This window comes from Variovorax sp. LjRoot290, from assembly GCF_964253985.1.
GTDB lineage: Bacteria > Pseudomonadota > Gammaproteobacteria > Burkholderiales > Burkholderiaceae_C > Variovorax.
Genome location: NZ_CAXURW020000001.1, coordinates 947,754 through 962,519, shown reverse-complemented (window position 1 = coordinate 962,519; position 14,766 = coordinate 947,754). Strand labels below are relative to the sequence as shown.

The 14,766-nt window shown below is 67.2% G+C and carries 17 protein-coding genes; 5 read left to right on the top strand and 12 right to left on the bottom strand.

Going from position 1 to position 14,766, the window contains the following annotated elements; all coding sequences use genetic code 11:
* Position 1 precedes the first annotated feature (1 nt).
* Together dtd and ACSQ9A_RS04855 are read right to left on the bottom strand one after the other, a co-directional pair.
* The gene (dtd, locus tag ACSQ9A_RS04860) at positions 2–445 is read right to left on the bottom strand and encodes a D-aminoacyl-tRNA deacylase (RefSeq protein ID WP_093109522.1); all 444 of its coding nucleotides are present in this window, start codon (positions 443–445) and stop codon (positions 2–4) included.
* A complete protein-coding gene (locus tag ACSQ9A_RS04855; RefSeq protein ID WP_093109521.1) occupies positions 442–1,398 on the bottom strand; it encodes a cation diffusion facilitator family transporter in 957 nt (318 codons plus the stop codon). The genes dtd and ACSQ9A_RS04855 overlap by 4 nt, the downstream gene beginning before the upstream one ends.
* Positions 1,399–1,491: 93 nt before the next feature.
* Here ACSQ9A_RS04855 and ACSQ9A_RS04850 point away from each other — a divergent pair, with 93 nt between their 5' ends.
* A complete protein-coding gene (locus ACSQ9A_RS04850; protein WP_436293776.1) occupies positions 1,492–1,956 on the top strand; it encodes a FecR family protein in 465 nt (154 codons plus the stop codon).
* Complete coding sequence (locus ACSQ9A_RS04845) at positions 1,953–2,261, top strand: hypothetical protein (protein WP_212733689.1); 309 nt, start codon at positions 1,953–1,955, stop codon at positions 2,259–2,261. The genes ACSQ9A_RS04850 and ACSQ9A_RS04845 overlap by 4 nt, the downstream gene beginning before the upstream one ends.
* 45 nt (positions 2,262–2,306) lie before the next feature.
* Here ACSQ9A_RS04845 and tyrS read toward each other — a convergent pair whose 3' ends face one another.
* Entirely contained in the window at positions 2,307–3,539 is a 1,233-nt protein-coding gene (gene tyrS / locus ACSQ9A_RS04840) for a tyrosine--tRNA ligase (RefSeq protein WP_436302869.1), read from the bottom strand.
* Between the two features lie 159 nt (positions 3,540–3,698).
* On the opposite strand from tyrS, the gene ACSQ9A_RS04835 reads away from it, so the two are divergent.
* Together ACSQ9A_RS04835 and ACSQ9A_RS04830 are read left to right on the top strand one after the other, a co-directional pair.
* Positions 3,699–5,048: a peptidoglycan DD-metalloendopeptidase family protein gene (locus tag ACSQ9A_RS04835; RefSeq protein WP_436302868.1), complete on the top strand. Its 1,350-nt coding sequence runs from the start codon at positions 3,699–3,701 to the stop codon at positions 5,046–5,048.
* 19 nt (positions 5,049–5,067) lie between these two features.
* On the top strand, positions 5,068–6,183 hold the full coding sequence (locus ACSQ9A_RS04830) for an anhydro-N-acetylmuramic acid kinase (protein WP_436302867.1): 1,116 nt from the start codon (positions 5,068–5,070) through the stop codon (positions 6,181–6,183).
* Between the two features lie 107 nt (positions 6,184–6,290).
* Here the strand turns inward: ACSQ9A_RS04830 and ltrA are convergent, their stop codons facing one another.
* The 6 genes from ltrA to ACSQ9A_RS04800 all read right to left on the bottom strand — a co-directional run bounded on the left by ltrA (position 6,291) and on the right by ACSQ9A_RS04800 (position 11,376).
* Positions 6,291–7,661 carry a group II intron reverse transcriptase/maturase gene (ltrA, locus tag ACSQ9A_RS04825; protein ID WP_436302866.1) on the bottom strand — a complete coding sequence of 457 codons (1,371 nt, stop codon included), beginning with the start codon at positions 7,659–7,661 and terminating at the stop codon, positions 6,291–6,293.
* 426 nt (positions 7,662–8,087) lie between these two features.
* Positions 8,088–8,453, bottom strand: a complete 366-nt coding sequence (gene erpA / locus ACSQ9A_RS04820; RefSeq protein WP_019656358.1) for an iron-sulfur cluster insertion protein ErpA — start codon at positions 8,451–8,453, stop codon at positions 8,088–8,090.
* 118 nt (positions 8,454–8,571) lie between these two features.
* On the bottom strand, positions 8,572–8,964 hold the full coding sequence (gene rpsI, locus ACSQ9A_RS04815) for a 30S ribosomal protein S9 (RefSeq protein WP_093109516.1): 393 nt from the start codon (positions 8,962–8,964) through the stop codon (positions 8,572–8,574).
* Positions 8,965–8,976: 12 nt separating this feature from the next.
* Positions 8,977–9,408 (bottom strand): 50S ribosomal protein L13, encoded by a 432-nt coding sequence (gene rplM, locus ACSQ9A_RS04810; RefSeq protein WP_028249522.1) that lies wholly within the window; start codon positions 9,406–9,408, stop codon positions 8,977–8,979.
* A 172-nt stretch (positions 9,409–9,580) separates the two neighbouring features.
* On the bottom strand, positions 9,581–10,819 hold the full coding sequence (locus tag ACSQ9A_RS04805; RefSeq protein WP_436302865.1) for a S1C family serine protease: 1,239 nt from the start codon (positions 10,817–10,819) through the stop codon (positions 9,581–9,583).
* 2 nt (positions 10,820–10,821) lie between these two features.
* Entirely contained in the window at positions 10,822–11,376 is a 555-nt protein-coding gene (locus ACSQ9A_RS04800; RefSeq protein WP_436302864.1) for a hypothetical protein, read from the bottom strand.
* Between the two features lie 180 nt (positions 11,377–11,556).
* Between ACSQ9A_RS04800 and ACSQ9A_RS04795 the strand changes: the two genes are divergently transcribed.
* Positions 11,557–12,456 carry a 23S rRNA (adenine(2030)-N(6))-methyltransferase RlmJ gene (locus ACSQ9A_RS04795; RefSeq protein ID WP_436293781.1) on the top strand — a complete coding sequence of 300 codons (900 nt, stop codon included), beginning with the start codon at positions 11,557–11,559 and terminating at the stop codon, positions 12,454–12,456.
* Positions 12,457–12,476: 20 nt separating this feature from the next.
* On the opposite strand, the gene ACSQ9A_RS04790 is transcribed toward ACSQ9A_RS04795, so the two are convergent.
* Genes ACSQ9A_RS04790 through ACSQ9A_RS04780 form a run of 3 tightly spaced genes read right to left on the bottom strand, consistent with a single transcriptional unit; the run spans position 12,477 to position 14,759 of the window.
* Complete coding sequence (locus tag ACSQ9A_RS04790) at positions 12,477–13,154, bottom strand: septal ring lytic transglycosylase RlpA family protein (RefSeq protein WP_436302863.1); 678 nt, start codon at positions 13,152–13,154, stop codon at positions 12,477–12,479.
* Positions 13,151–13,984: a methylenetetrahydrofolate reductase [NAD(P)H] gene (gene metF, locus ACSQ9A_RS04785; RefSeq protein ID WP_093109604.1), complete on the bottom strand. Its 834-nt coding sequence runs from the start codon at positions 13,982–13,984 to the stop codon at positions 13,151–13,153. Before metF ends, ACSQ9A_RS04790 begins: the two co-directional genes overlap by 4 nt.
* Positions 13,962–14,759 (bottom strand): TlyA family RNA methyltransferase, encoded by a 798-nt coding sequence (locus ACSQ9A_RS04780; protein WP_436302862.1) that lies wholly within the window; start codon positions 14,757–14,759, stop codon positions 13,962–13,964. The genes metF and ACSQ9A_RS04780 overlap by 23 nt, the downstream gene beginning before the upstream one ends.
* Positions 14,760–14,766 lie beyond the last annotated feature (7 nt).

Genomic DNA, 14,766 nt, shown 5'->3' with positions numbered 1-14,766 from the left:
CTCACGGCGATATCTGCAGCGGAATCGTGACCGGCCCGTCGTTCACCAGCCGCACCTGCATGTCGGCGCCGAACTCGCCGGTGGCCACCACCGGATGCGCGTCGCGCGCCCGAGCCACGAAGTACTCGTAGAGCCGGCGCCCCTCGTCGGGCGGCGCCGCCTGCGTGAAGCTCGGGCGGTTGCCGCCGCTCACATCGGCCGCCAGCGTGAACTGGCTCACCACCAGCAGGCCGCCGCCGATGTCCTGCACGCTGCGGTTCATCTTGCCGGCCTCGTCCGAGAAGATGCGCAGCTTCAGGATCTTCGCGAGCAGGCGATCGGCCAAGGCATCGCCGTCGCCGCGCTCCGCGCAGAGCAGCACGAGCAGGCCGGCATCGATGGCGCCGACGGTGCGGCCGCCGATGTCGACGCGCGCTTCGGCCACGCGCTGGAGCAGCGCCTTCATGCGTCGTCCTCGATCTGCGTGGCGCGCGCTTCCATGCCCAGCGGCAGCAGCTGGATGGTCACGCGCAGGCCGGGCACCGCGTCCATCAGCGCCTGCTCGAGCGCATCGCGCAAGGCCGCTGCGCGCTCGAGCGACCAGTCGCCGGGCACGTGCATGTGCAGGTCGGCAAAGCGGCGCTGGCCGGCACGGCGCGTCGCGATGTCGTCGAAGCGAAGCTGCGCGCCCTCGGGCACGCTGGCGGCAAAGCTTTCCAGCGTGGCGTGCAGCAGCGCCTGCGACGCGGGGTCGAGCGCCTCGTCCATCAGCCCCTGCGACGAACGCCACACCAGTTTCACCCCTTCGCGCGCGATGTTCAGCGCCACGCCGATCGCGAGCAGCGGATCGAGCCAGAGCCAGCCCGTGAGGCCGACCGCGGCGATGCCGATCACGACCGCGGCCGAGGTCCAGACATCGGCCAGCAGGTGCCTCCCATCGGCCTCCAGTGCGATGGAGCGGTGCACGCGCGCCGCGCGAAACAGCGCGAAAGCCAATGCGGCATTGAAGCCCGAACTGAGGATCGACAGCGCCAGGCCCCAGCCCAGCTTGTCCAGCGGCTCGGGCGAGAGCAGCCGCAGCACCGCCGCCCAGAGGATGGCGATGGCCGCGCCGATGATCAGGATGCCTTCGAAGCCCGACGAGAAATATTCGGCCTTGTGATGGCCATAGGGATGGTCTTCGTCGGCCGGCCGCGCGGCGATCGTGACCATCGCGAGCGCGAACATCGCGCTGGCCAGGTTCACGAAGGACTCCATGGCGTCCGAGATCAGGCCCATGGAGTTCGTCAGCCAGCCGGCCGCACCCTTGAGCACGATCGTGATCAGCGCGACGGCGATCGAGGCGCGCAGCAGCAACTGCGGGCTCAACGCGGCCGGAGACGAAGAACGGTCGGTGGTGGACAAGGGAAAACGAGACATCGCCGCAGAAAGGTGGCGAATTATCGTGGCACGGCCGCGGTGCTCGCCCTCGCTTACCATGTGCAGGAACAAGAAACCCGGACAGGAGTGCTCATGAAGAAACGCTTGGCCATGAGCTTGTGCGGTCTGCTTCTGCTCGCCAGCGCCGGCGCTCTGGCCCAGGCGCCGGCCGCGGAGCATGCCGGCATCCTGAAGTCGGTGCGCGGCAGCGTTCAGCTTCTCAACACCGACGGCACCGCGCGTCCGGCGCACGCCGGCGACGCTATCGCACCGATCGACCGCATCGTCACCGAGGCCGACTCGGCCGCCAGCCTGGTGCTGCGCGACGGCACGACGATGGTGGTGGGGCCCTCATCGCGGCTCGACCTCAAGCAGTTCCATTTCGATCCGGCCACGCGCGACGGCGGCTTGCTGGTTTCGCTGCTCCGCGGATCGCTGCGCATGGTGACCGGCCTGATCGGCAAGACCCAGCCCGACGCCGTGCGGATCGAGACGCAGACCGCCACCATCGGCATCCGCGGCACGGACTTCATCGTGCAGGCGGACGCGCAGCAGTGAACACGTCTCGCCTTTTCTCCGGGCTTGTCGTTGCCGTCCTGTCGGCTACGCTGCTGGCGGCCTGCTCCAGCACATCACCCTCGTCCTCGTCCACGCGGGTTGTGTTGTTGCCGCAAGCCGACGGCAGCTCGTCGGCCCTGGTCGTGCGCAGCAACAATGACTTCGAAGAGACGCTCTCGAAACCTTATCAGCGCGCCACGACCGCCACGCGTGGCGCGCCGGTGGTCGATCAGGCCGATCCGGCCCGGGTGCAAGCCGAACACAAGTTGCTCTTCGAGCTGCTGCCACCCCCGGTCCCGCACTAAACGGCGTATTTCAGGTCCCCAGTGCGCTGAAGAACAGGCTCCGGCTCAGCTCAAGCTGACGCGCGCGAATTTGCGCTTGCCGACCTGCACGACATAGCTGCCCGCCGCCAGCTTGAGCCCTTTGTCGCTCACCACGCTCGAATCGACCCGCACGCCGCCGCCATCGATGAGCCGGTTGCCTTCGGAGGTCGAGGCCGCTAGCCCCGCCTGCTTGAGCACCTGGGCGATGCCCAGCGGCGCGCCCGAGAGCGCCACCTCCGGAATCTCGTCCGGCACGCCGCCCTTGCTGCGGTTGATGAAATCCTGCTCGGCCGCCTCGGCCGCCGCCTGGCTGTGGAAGCGCGCCGTGATCTCCTTGGCGAGCGCGACCTTGGCATCCTTCGGATTGCGGCCGCCCTCGACCTCGGCCTTGAGCGCCGCGATCTCGGCCAGCGAGCGGAAGCTCAGCAAGGTGTACCAGCGCCACATCAGCGTGTCCGAGATCGACAGCACCTTGGCGAACATGGTGTTGGCGTCCTCGCTGATGCCGATGTAGTTGTTCTTGCTCTTCGACATCTTCTCGACGCCATCGAGCCCCTCCAGCAGCGGCATAGTGAGTATGCACTGCGGCTCTTGGCCGTATTCTTGTTGGAGATGTCTGCCGACCAGTAGATTGAACTTCTGGTCGGTGCCGCCCAGTTCGAGGTCGGACTTGAGCGCCACCGAGTCGTAGCCCTGCATCAGCGGATAGAGGAACTCATGCACCGAGATCGACTGGCCGGCCTTGAAGCGCTTGCTGAAGTCGTCGCGCTCCATCATCCGCGCCACGGTGTACTTGGCCGCCAGCTGGATCATCCCGCGCGCACCCAGCGGGTCGCTCCACTCGGAGTTGTAACGAATTTCGGTCTTCGAGGGGTCCAGCACCAGGCTGGCCTGCCGGTAGTAGGTCTGGGCGTTGGCCTCGATCTGCTCGCGCGTGAGCGGCGGCCGGGTGCTGTTGCGGCCGGAGGGGTCGCCGATGGTGGTGGTGAAGTCGCCGATCAGGAAGATCACGGTGTGGCCGAGGTCCTGCAGCTGGCGCATCTTGTTGAGCACCACCGTGTGGCCAATATGGATGTCGGGCGCCGTCGGGTCCAGGCCCAGCTTGATCCGCAACGGCTTGCCGGTCGCCTCGGCGCGCTGGAGCTTCTTCACCCACTCATCCTGGGGCAGCAATTCGTCGACCCCACGAAGTGAAACTTCAAGGGCGCGTCCTACACCATCGGACAGGCTTGCGGTTGTAACAAAATCGGGGTTCATGGCGCTTTTTGGCTGATTTGACTATGGCCGAAGCTATACTCAGCCCGACTTTTCAAGCGCCGGATTCTAAGCGGCGCTTTTTTTTCCGCACCGTCCTGCCGCCCGTCCGACACGGTCTTTGCAGCGCGGATTTGCTGAACCTGAGCTGGAATTCGAAGTTTGATCAACGGCATTCTTGCCGCCGAGGAGGCGCTTGCTTCCCGCGTGGCCTATACATTCCGGACGTACCCGAGGCAGATCACGGCGGCCATCGCCGCGCTGCTGCTGTCCGCCGGCGGCGGTGCCTTCGCCGTTGCCTCGCTCGGCCCCGATGCGTCCGAGCTACCCGTCAAGCAAGTGTTCGAAGCCGTCACCCCACGCTCCTTCGCCGACCAGGTGGAAGCGCTCGATACCCACGGTTTCACGCTGTTCCGTACCGAAATCACCCGTTCGAGCGACACGGCCGAAGCGCTGCTGCGCCGACTGGGCATCGACGACGCCGCAGCAGCCGCCTTCGTGCGCGGCAATGCCGAGGCTCGCATGGCCCTGTTCAGCCGCGTCGGCCGCACCGTGACCGCCGAGGCCACGCAAGAAAACACCTTGCAAAAACTCAGCGCCCGCTGGATTCCCGACGGCGACGGCGGCTTCAAGCGCCTGGTGGTCGAAAAGATCGGCGCCGGCTACCGCGTGCGCACCGAAACCGACGCCCTGACCCCAGGCAGCCGGCTGGCCAGCGGCATCGTTCGCAGCTCGCTCTTTGCGGCCACCGACGATGCACGCATCCCCGATTCCGTGGCGAGCCAGCTGGCCGACATCTTCTCGGGCGACGTCGATTTCCGCTCGCTGCGCAAGGGCGACCGCTTTGCCGTCGTCTACGAAACCTTCGATGCCGACGGGCAGACGCTGCGCAGCGGCCGTGTGCTGTCGGCCGAGTTCGAGAGCAACGGCAAGCTGCACCAGGCATTGTGGTTCCAGGAGCCCGGGCAAAAGGGCGGTTACTACCGTCCCAACGGCGAGAGCCTGCGTCGCGCGTACCTGAACTCGCCGGTCGAGTTCTCTCGCGTGTCGAGCGGCTTCGCGATGCGCATGCACCCCATCCTCAACAGCTGGCGCCAGCACAACGGCATCGACTATGCCGCGCCCACCGGGACGACCGTGCGCAGCGTGGGCGACGGCACGGTGGAATTCGCAGGCACGCAGAGCGGCTACGGCAACATCGTGATCGTGAATCACCGCAACCACCAGCAGACGGCCTATGCGCATCTGAGCCGCATCGACGTCAAGGTCGGCCAGAGCCTGAGCCAGGGCCAGACCGTTGGCGCGGTCGGCTCCACCGGCTGGGCCACCGGTCCGCACCTGCACTTCGAGTTCCGGGTGAATGGCGAATACCAGGATCCGGCCACCATCGCCCAGCAGGATGGCGGCGTGCCGATCAGCGCGGCGGCGCGGCCGGCCTTCGAGCGCCTTGCCGGCGCTACGCGCACGGAACTGGCTGCCGCCTTCTCGGTCGTCCAGGCCAGCGCAGACTAGGCGTTTTTCGCTCCCGGCGATGGCTGAAGAGCTCTTCATCGGCCTGATGTCCGGCACTTCGCTCGACGGTGTCGACGGCGTCCTGGCCGACTTTTCGGAAGGACGCATCGCAGTGCGGGCACACGCCACCGCCAGCTTTCCCGTTTCTCTGCGCGCCGAGCTGGAGGCGCTCAATGCGCTGGGCGGCGACAACGAATTGCACCGAGCCGCACTGGCCGGCAATGAGCTCGCAAGGATTTACGCGAGCGTGGTGCAGCAGCTGCTGGCCGATACCGGCACCACCGCCGAGGCCGTGACGGCCATCGGTGCGCACGGCCAGACGGTGCGCCACCGGCCGGGCGAGTTCGACGACGTCGGCTACACGTTGCAGATCAACAATCCCTCGCTGATCGCGGAGCTCACGGGCATCCGGGTGGTGGCCGATTTCCGCAGCCGCGACCTCGCAGCCGGTGGCCAGGGCGCGCCGCTGGTGCCCGCTTTTCATCGGGCGCTGTTCGCGCGCGACGACCAGGCCGTCGCCGTGCTGAACATCGGCGGAATCTCCAATCTGAGCCTGCTGCCGGCCGGCAGCGGCACGGTGCTCGGCTTCGATTGCGGGCCGGGCAACGCGCTGCTCGACCACTGGTGCCAGAGCCACAACGGCCAGCCCTTCGATCATGCCGGCCAGTGGGCTGCCAGCGGCCGGGTGCTGCCCGACCTGCTCTCGCGTCTTCGGTCCGACGCCTACTTCGCCAAGGCGCCGCCCAAGAGTACCGGGCGGGACCTGTTCAACCCGACCTGGCTGGCCTCGCATCTGGGCACCTCGGCGGCCGTGCCGGCCGACGTGCAGGCGACCCTGGCCGAGCTGACCGCTACGGTCTGCGCCGCGGATCTGCAGCGCCATGGCGCCGGCAGCGAGCTGCTGATCGTCTGCGGTGGGGGCGCGCTCAATCACCACCTCCTGGCCCGCCTGCAGGCGCTGCTGCCCACCGTGAAGGTGGTCTCCTCGGCCGACCGCGGCCTGCCGCCCCAGCAGGTCGAGGCTGCGGCCTTTGCCTGGCTGGCGCGCAGCACGATGCGCGGCGAATCGGGCAACCTCGCCAGCGTGACCGGCGCCCGCGGCGCACGCGTGCTCGGCGCCATCTACCCGGCCTGAAGGCCTGGAAAACCTCGGGATCGGGATAGGGGCCGGTCACGGAAGACCGGACCCCTCCCACACCACCCGGCGTGCGGGTCCGCACCGGGCGGTTCGAGTCGTTGAGGTCAGGAGAACTTGGGAACTCCCAGGCTGTCGAAGTAGCTCACGGACAGCACCTTGTTCAGGCCGATATGGCTGTTACGCCACCAGCTTCGTGCGTTGCCGGCAACACGCGCGGCCACCTCAACGCTCGCGCCCAGCCTGCGTAGCTCGCGGAATATCGTGACCCCGCGCCGCCACTGCTTGAGCTGTACGGAGCGCAACCGGTGCCGCAGCCATTCGTCGAGTTCGCGTATGACCCTCGGCGTCTGCGCCAGACGGAAGTACGACTTCCATCCCGGCACGTAGGCCCTGAGTTCCTCGGCGATCTGTTCGAGGCTGCGCCCTTTGAGGCGCCGCGTTATCTGCCGGATTCGTTCACGCAGCTTGCACATGGCCTGATCGGCCACCGCCCGCTTGACCTCGCCCTTGGACGTTGCGTACAGGCAGTAGCCTAGGAACTTGCGCCCCCAGACCCGTGCCACCGCCGTCTTAGACTCGTTGACTTTCAGCGCCAGCTTCGCATAGCAGCCGCGCAGTGCCTGTAGTACCCGCTCTCCTGCTCGCTGGCTCCTGACGTAGACGTTGCAGTCGTCGGCATAGCGCACGAACTTGTGTCCGCGCCGCTCCAGCTCCCGATCCACCTCGTCCAGCAGCACGTTGGCCAGCAACGGGCTCAGCGGCCCGCCTTGCGGCGTACCCTCGAACCTCTCGCTGTGCACACCATGCACCAGGATGCCTGCTTGCAGGTAGCGGCGGATCAACCGCAGCACCCGCTTGTCCGCAATGCGCTTGGCAATTCGGTCCATCAGGATGTCGTGATTCACGCGATCGAAGAATTTCTCCAGATCCACGTCCACCACGAACCCGTAGCCGGCCTGCGCGTACTGCTGGGCCTTCATCACCGCATCATGCGCGCTGCGCCCTGGCCGGAAGCCGTGACTGTGCTCGCTGAACGTCGGATCGATAAGCGGTTGCAGTACTTGCAGCAGCGCCTGTTGAATCAACCTGTCCACGACGGTCGGTATCCCCAGTTCGCGCGTCCCTCCCCCCGGCTTGGGAATGTCCACACGGCGTACCGGACTGGGCCGGTAGATGCCATCGAGCAACCCTTGTCGGATTTCGGGCCACGCGACCTTGAGGTAGTCGCCCGTCTCCTGCACCGTGCGTCCATCGACGCCGGCGCTTCCCTTGTTGGCCTTGACGCGTTTCCACGCCGCCGCCATGTTCTCTCTGGCCAGCGCCTGCCCCAGCAGGTCACCAGCCCCCCAGTCCGTTTGTGCATGTCGCGCCGACGTGGCTTCATCGCTCATGGTTGCGCGCGCGGCTTCACCGCGCCCGTTCCCCGTGCGCCCCGGTTGCCCGGGCTTCTGATGCAATGCCCCGTCGATCGACATGACTCGTCACTGTCCTTCTCGTTCGGTCCTTCGTCGGGTCGCCCCGACTACTACGACCTCTGCTGACTTCTCGCTCCGGGCAAGCCCGTCGCCGTTTCCGGCATGAGGCGAGATCTCCCCAGGTAAGAACGCGATCCTTCACCGCACAGTCGTCGCATCTACGTCACCTCGCCTTGACCACAAGAGCTTCGCAGTTTCTGGCCTGCTCGCCCTGCTCGGTGCCGCCTCATATGCGCTTCGTGTTCCTCGACTCGCGGTTTACGCTCCACGCTTCCTTCCCACGTTCGGTCACCCTCACGCAGTTGCGCTTCACTTGCCTCGCTGTGGCCAGTTCGGCCGGGGACCTCCACCCCGAAGATCGCGCCCATGCTGGGCGCACCAGCAAAAAGCCGCCCGAAGGCGGCTCTTTGGCGGAGGGTTACTGCATCAGGCCGAGAAGCTCGATCCGCAGCCGCAGGTGCTGGTGGCGTTCGGGTTCTTGATCACGAACTGGGCGCCCTGCAGATCTTCCTTGTAGTCGATCTCGGCACCGACCAGGTACTGGTAGCTCATGGCGTCGATCAGGAGCGACACGCCGTTCTTGGTCATGGTCGTGTCGTCCTCGTTGGTGATTTCATCGAAGGTGAAACCGTACTGGAAGCCGGAGCAGCCGCCGCCCTGCACGAACACGCGCAGCTTGAGGTCGGGGTTGCCCTCTTCTGCGATCAGGTCAGCCACCTTGGCGGCCGCACTGTCCGTGAAGATGATCGGCTCGGGCATCTGGGTCTGGATGTTTTCGGCAACGGCACTCATGTGGGAGAACTCCTGTGGAGGCCGAACGTGCGGCCAATGAGAGTGATGCTACTGCAATCAGCAAAAAGCCGCCCGAAGGCGGCTCTTTGACAGTGCGAGCGATAAGCCCAAAAGGCGATCAGCGCTTCGAGAACTGCTTGCGGCGGCGTGCGGAATGCAGACCGACCTTCTTGCGCTCGACTTCACGCGCATCGCGCGTCACGAAGCCGGCCTGGCTCAACACCGGCTTGAGCGTCGCGTCGTAGTCGATCAGCGCACGGGTGATGCCGTGGCGCGTCGCGCCGGCCTGGCCCGATTCGCCGCCGCCCGCCACGTTGACCATGATGTCGAAGGTTTCGACGTTGTTGGTCAAGAAGAGCGGTTGCTTGGCGATCATGATCGAGGTTTCGCGGCCAAAGAAATCCTGGATGTCTTTGCCGTTGACCGTGATCTTGCCGGTGCCTTTTTTCAGAAACACGCGGGCGACGCTCGATTTGCGACGGCCGGTGCCATTGTTCCATTCACCAATCATTCTCAAGGCTCCTTACAGTTCCAGCACTTTGGGCTGTTGGGCGGTATGCGGGTGCTCTGCGCCGCCGTACACCTTGAGTTTCTTGATCATTGCGTAGCCGAGCGGGCCCTTGGGCAGCATGCCCTTGACGGCCTTTTCCAGGGCGCGGCCCGGATGCTTGGCTTGCATGTCGCGGAAGTTGGTGGCCGTGATGCCGCCCGGGTAGCCCGAGTGGCGGTAGTACACCTTGTCAAGCGGCTTGGCGCCGGTGACGCGCAGCTGGGCTGCGTTGATGATGACAATGAAGTCACCGGTATCGACGTGAGGCGTGTAAATGGCCTTGTGTTTGCCGCGCAAACGGAGAGCAACTTCGCTGGCTACTCGTCCGAGGACCTTGTCGGTCGCGTCAATCACAAACCACTCGTGCGTCACGTCAGCGGGCTTGGCGCTGAACGTTTTGGTCATGAGTTTTCCTGCAAAGGAAGGTTTGGCGGGCCCTTTTCCACGGTCGGCGTTCCTCTGGCGGGAATCTCTTAGGTGGGGTTTTGAAGCTTCGCCGCGGGGCCACAAAAGCGCTGCGAAGCCCGCGATTATACGAAGAATCGAGCCAGCCGGGCAAATTCGGGGCCCCGGCGCCCTAGCGAATCACGCGAACGAGTTCGATCGATTCGCTCGTGCTGCTCGAATTGCCGCGCCGATGCTGAGCCTCGAAGCGCACGACGCGGCCCAGCTCGCGGGCGTACCAGGCCGTGGCCTCGAACGGCGTCCCGACCAGGGAGGCGCCGGTGCCGTACGAGGCATAGATCCATCCCGTGTACGCGATCTGGACGGCCCGGACTTCCGTTCCGTCCACGCGCATCGATCGTTCGCCGACGACGACGGCATCCAGTTCGTGCCGCCACTTCTCGCCCGTGGTCGCGACATAGTCTAGGTGCCAGCGCATGCCTGGCTTGATGTCCTTGCGACCCCATCCGCCCGGCGGCGAAGACGAATCGAAGTACCCGCCGGCCGGAGAAGCGACTGTCACAACCCGTCCGTCCGCCTTCTCGATCCGGCCGCCCATGTTGAAGAACAGTTCGTCGCCCGTGATGCGATCCAGCCGGTAGACGACCGAAGCACGGTTTCCGGTCAGTCGGTCCGTGCGTACATATTCGAGCGCATTGCCGGGACGAAGGGGATCGGTCAACCCGCGCGGGCCCATCGCGCCGTCGCCGCCCTCGGCGCGGCGCGCCATCGCAGCCTGCGCCCGGGCGGGGATTTCCGCGACGAAGTCGGCCGGCACCGCGAAGTTGAGGCTGCCGGCTTCGCGCACGCCGAAAGTCGTGACGCCGACCAGGCGCCCCTCGCTGTCGAACAACCCACCGCCGCTCGAGCCGGGAGAGACCGGCGCTGTGGTCTGCAGCAAGCGGGCGTCGGCAGCATCGCCGCCGCGCAGGCCCGACAGGATCCCCTCGCCGAGGGTGTTCTCGAAGCCGCGCGGGCTGCCGATGGCATACACCCGCTGTCCCACGCGCGCCGCGCCGGCCGGTGCGATCTGCAGCGGCGCCACGCGGAAGTTGGCCACCTTGATCTGGCACAAGTCCCGCTCGACGTCCGGATATTCGAGCGTCGCGCCGTAGGTGACGTTGTCTTGCCGAATCACGAAGCTGCTCGCCTTGGCCAGTACGTGGCAATTGGTGACCAGGCGGCCGGGCGCGACCACCACAGCGCTGCCGCCGCGCAGCGGGCGCTCCTGGGCATCGAAGGTGCGCACGGTCCAGACGCCGGGCGAGACTTTTTCGAACAGCGCGTCGGGTTCCAGCGCCTGCGCGCCGCCGGTGGCCAAGCCGCCTGCGATGAGCAGCGAGGTCCAGCGCAACGAATTCTTCATTGCCATCGTCATGGCTTGGCCGGCAGCAAGGCGTTGAGGTCGTCCATCGAGACCCGTGCAGCGGATGCGGGAACCGCACCAGCCGGCTCGGGCGCCGCCGGGCGAGCGCCTTGGGCGCTGCTGCCGCCGGGATCCTTCTTTGCCACCACAGTGCCGGTCACGGGGGGCTTGACAGCGGCAAGCGGGGTCGTCGTGCCCACGGTCACCCCCGCCACGGGCTGGTCGCCCTGCTGCGTGCTGCGGTCGAAGGTGCGCTCCTCGCCGAAGACGAGTTGCATCCAGCTCGGATAGTTGAAACCCGAGCCGGTCCCCACATCGATCGCGGCGCCGATTGCACCGCCGATGAGGACGTTGCCCACCATGCCCGCATTCACGCGTGAAACGGCCGATCCGACGGCTGGCGCCTGTCCCGCCTGCGTGCAGTGGATCGAAAGATTGCCGCCCGAGCGCCGCACGGGCACGCTCTGTCCGGACAGCCCGAGGGCCTCCCCCTTGTCGTTGGAAAGCCTGCATTCCGCGCCTTCGACCGTCTGTCCGCCCGGGGTGAGCGTCTCGATCTTCACGGTCTGCGTGGTGCCGTGCGTGACCGAGGCGCAGCCCGTCAAAATAGACAGAACGGCTGCGCCCACGCACAGGCCCCAGAATCGCCAGCTTGCTCCTCGCATCCTCGACCCCTCTTGTAATTCAATGTTACGGCGCGTGAGTCTAGCGTTCCCCCGTTCATCTTCCAGGCACTATTTCTCATGTTCAGCTACCGCCACGCCTTCCATGCCGGCAACCACGCCGACGTGCTCAAGCACACGGTGCTGATTGCCACGCTCGACCACCTGCTCGAAAAAGAGGCGGCCCTGACGGTGGTCGACACGCACGCAGGTGCCGGCCTCTACCGGCTCGACGGCGACTACGCGGGCACCAGCGGCGAGGCCGCCGAGGGCGTGCTGCGCCTCCTTTCGGAGGCGAAAGACGCGGCCGCGGCACCGCTGCCCGATGCGCTCGCGCGCTACCTCGAAGTGGTCCGCGACTTCAACCCCAAGGGCGGCGCGCGCATCTACCCCGGCTCGCCCTTCATCACGCACCACCTGCTGCGCGAGCACGACAAGCTCAAGCTCTTCGAGCTGCACCCGACCGATGCGCGCACCCTCGACGCCAACATCGCGCAGCTCGAGGCCGGGCGCCAGATCGCGGTGCTGCGCGACGACGGTTTCGGCAGCGCGACCAAGTTCCTGCCGCCGCCCTCGCGCCGCGCGCTGGTGCTGTGCGACCCGAGCTACGAGATCAAGAGCGACTATGCGCGCGTGCTCGATTTCGTGACCGCGGCGCTCAAGCGCTTCGCGACCGGCACCTATGCCGTGTGGTATCCGATCATTCCGCGGCCCGAGGCGCACGACCTGCCGCGCCGGCTCAAGACGCTGGCCACCAAGGCCGGCAAGTCCTGGCTGCATGCGACGCTGACGGTCAAGTCGAGCAAGATCGTCACCGACGCGTCGGGTGCCACGCACCGGCCGGGCCTGCCCGCGAGCGGCATGTTCCTGATCAATCCGCCCTACACGCTGAAGGCGCTGCTCGAGCCCGCGCTGCCGCAGATGGCGCAGCGCCTCGGCCAGGATCGCCACGCCGCCTCCTCGCTCGAGAGTGGCGGCTGAGCCGGCCGCCGCGGCGCGCTTCAGCGCCGCTGGCGCGGCGGCACTTCGCGGCTTCGTCTGGCCGCAGGAGGCTTCTTGGCAGGCGCTTCGGCAGCCGGCGCCACGTCCGCTGCCCCATTCGCCTCGACCACCGCGCCGGCACAGCGCGCGCCGTTCTTGTCCATGATCGACAACGCAACCTGCTTGATGCCCATCCCCAGCATGCCGATCGATTCGGCCGCGGCACGGCTCAGGTCGATGATGCGGCCCGAGGCATACGGCCCGCGGTCGTTGATGCGGACCAGCACCTCGCGCCCGTTCACCAGGCTGCGCACGCAGACGCGGGTGTTGAAGGGCAGCGTCTTGTGCGCGGCCGTCAGCTCCGTCATGTCGAAGCGCTCGCCGTTCGCGGTCTTGCGCTGGTGGAACTGGATGCCGTACCAGGAAGCGCCGCCGCGCTCGAAGATTTCGCGCGGGCCCGCGTCGCCCGGTGCGCCGTCGTCCGGCAATTCGTCGGCACCCGGCCCCGCGAGGTCATAGCGCGCCGAAGGCACCTGCGAACGCGGCGGCGCGCCGGGCGGCAGCGCGGGCTGCCGCGCCAGCGGCCGCAATCCCTGCGCGCCCTCGCCGGGCGAGGACGAGCGCGGCGTGGTGCAACCCGCCAGCCAGACGGCGGCGGCGACGAGCGCCAGCCGTCCGGCGAGGCGGCGCGACCTCATTCGTCCCAGCCCAGCCGCTCCAGCAACGCGAGCGTCGCCACCGACTGGTTCATCGTGTAGAAGTGCATCGCCGGCGCGCCGCCGCTGGCGAGGCGCGCGCAGAGCTCGGTCACCACGTCGAGACCGAAGGCCTTGATCGAGGCCATGTCGTCGCCGAAGCCCTGCAGCCGCAGCCGGATCCAGCGCGGGATCTCGGCGCCGCAGGCATCCGAGAAGCGCATCAGCTGGGTCGAGCTCGTGATCGGCATGATGCCTGGCACGATCGGCGCCGCGAGCCCCAGCTTGCGTGCCTCGTCGACGAAGCGGAAGTAGGCCTCGGGGCTGAAGAAGTACTGCGTGATCGCCGAGTCAGCGCCCGCATGCATCTTGGCCGCGAAGGCCTGCAGGTCCGCTTCGGGCGAGCGTGCCTGCGGATGCACTTCGGGATAGCAGGCGACCTCGATATGGAAATCGCGGCCGGTCTCTTCGCGGATGAAGGCGACGAGATCGCTCGCATAGTGGAACTCGCCGCCCATGCCGTAGCCGCTCGGCAGGTCGCCGCGCAGCGCGACCAGGCGCTTGACGCCCATGGCCTTGAGCTCCGCCAGCTGCTCGCGCACCGTGCTGCGGGTGGCGCCGATGCAGGAGAAATGGCAGGCGGCATCGACACCTTCGCCGAGGATCTCGCGCACCGTGCCGAAGGTGCCCTCGTGCGTCGAGCCGCCGGCGCCGTAGGTCACCGAGCAGAACTCGGGCTGCCGCACGTAGAGCTGCTGGCGCACGGTGCGCAGCTTGGCCGCGCCTTCGGGCGTCTTCGGCGGAAAGAATTCAAAGCTCAACGGAAGGCGCACGGCCGGCTCCTGGTTCGCCGTTCGCACGAACGGCATGGATGAAGAATTCGCGGTTGCCGTCGCCGCCAGTGATCGGGCTGTCGAACCACGCTGCAACGCGCAGGCCGAGCTCCGCGCACGCCGTGCGCAGGCGCTGTTCGACCACTGCAAAAAGCGCCGCATCGCGCACGATGCCGCCCTTGCCGACCTGTCCCGGCTGCAACTCGAATTGAGGCTTGACCAGCATCAGAAGTTCACCGGCCGGTGTGAGAAGCGGTATCAGCGCGGGCAGCACCAGCGTGAGCGAGATGAACGAGAGATCGCCGACGATCAGATCGAAATGCGTGTAGTCGGGCGAAGCATCGGCCCAGGCGGACGCGTCGAGCGTGCGCGCATTGACGCCTTCGACGGCGGTCACGCGCGCATCCTCGCGTATCCGTGCATGCAGCTGGCCATGGCCCACGTCCACACCCACCACATGCGCGGCGCCGCGCTGCAGCAGGCAGTCGGTGAAGCCGCCGGTCGACTGGCCGACGTCGAGGCAGCGCTTGCCCTGCACGTCGATGCCGCTCGCAGCGAGCGCGCCCTCGAGCTTGAGCCCGCCGCGCGAGACGTAGCGCGCCTCGGCCGCATCGACGAGCTCGAGTTCGGCCGTCTCCGGCACCTCGTCGCGGTTCTTGCCGACCACGCGCCAGGTCGTGCCGTCGCGCCAGCGCAGGCCGCCCGCGATCAGCCGCACGGCCTGCGAGCGCGAGGCGGCCAGGCCGCGTTCGACGAGCAACTGATCGGCGCGCACGCGCTCC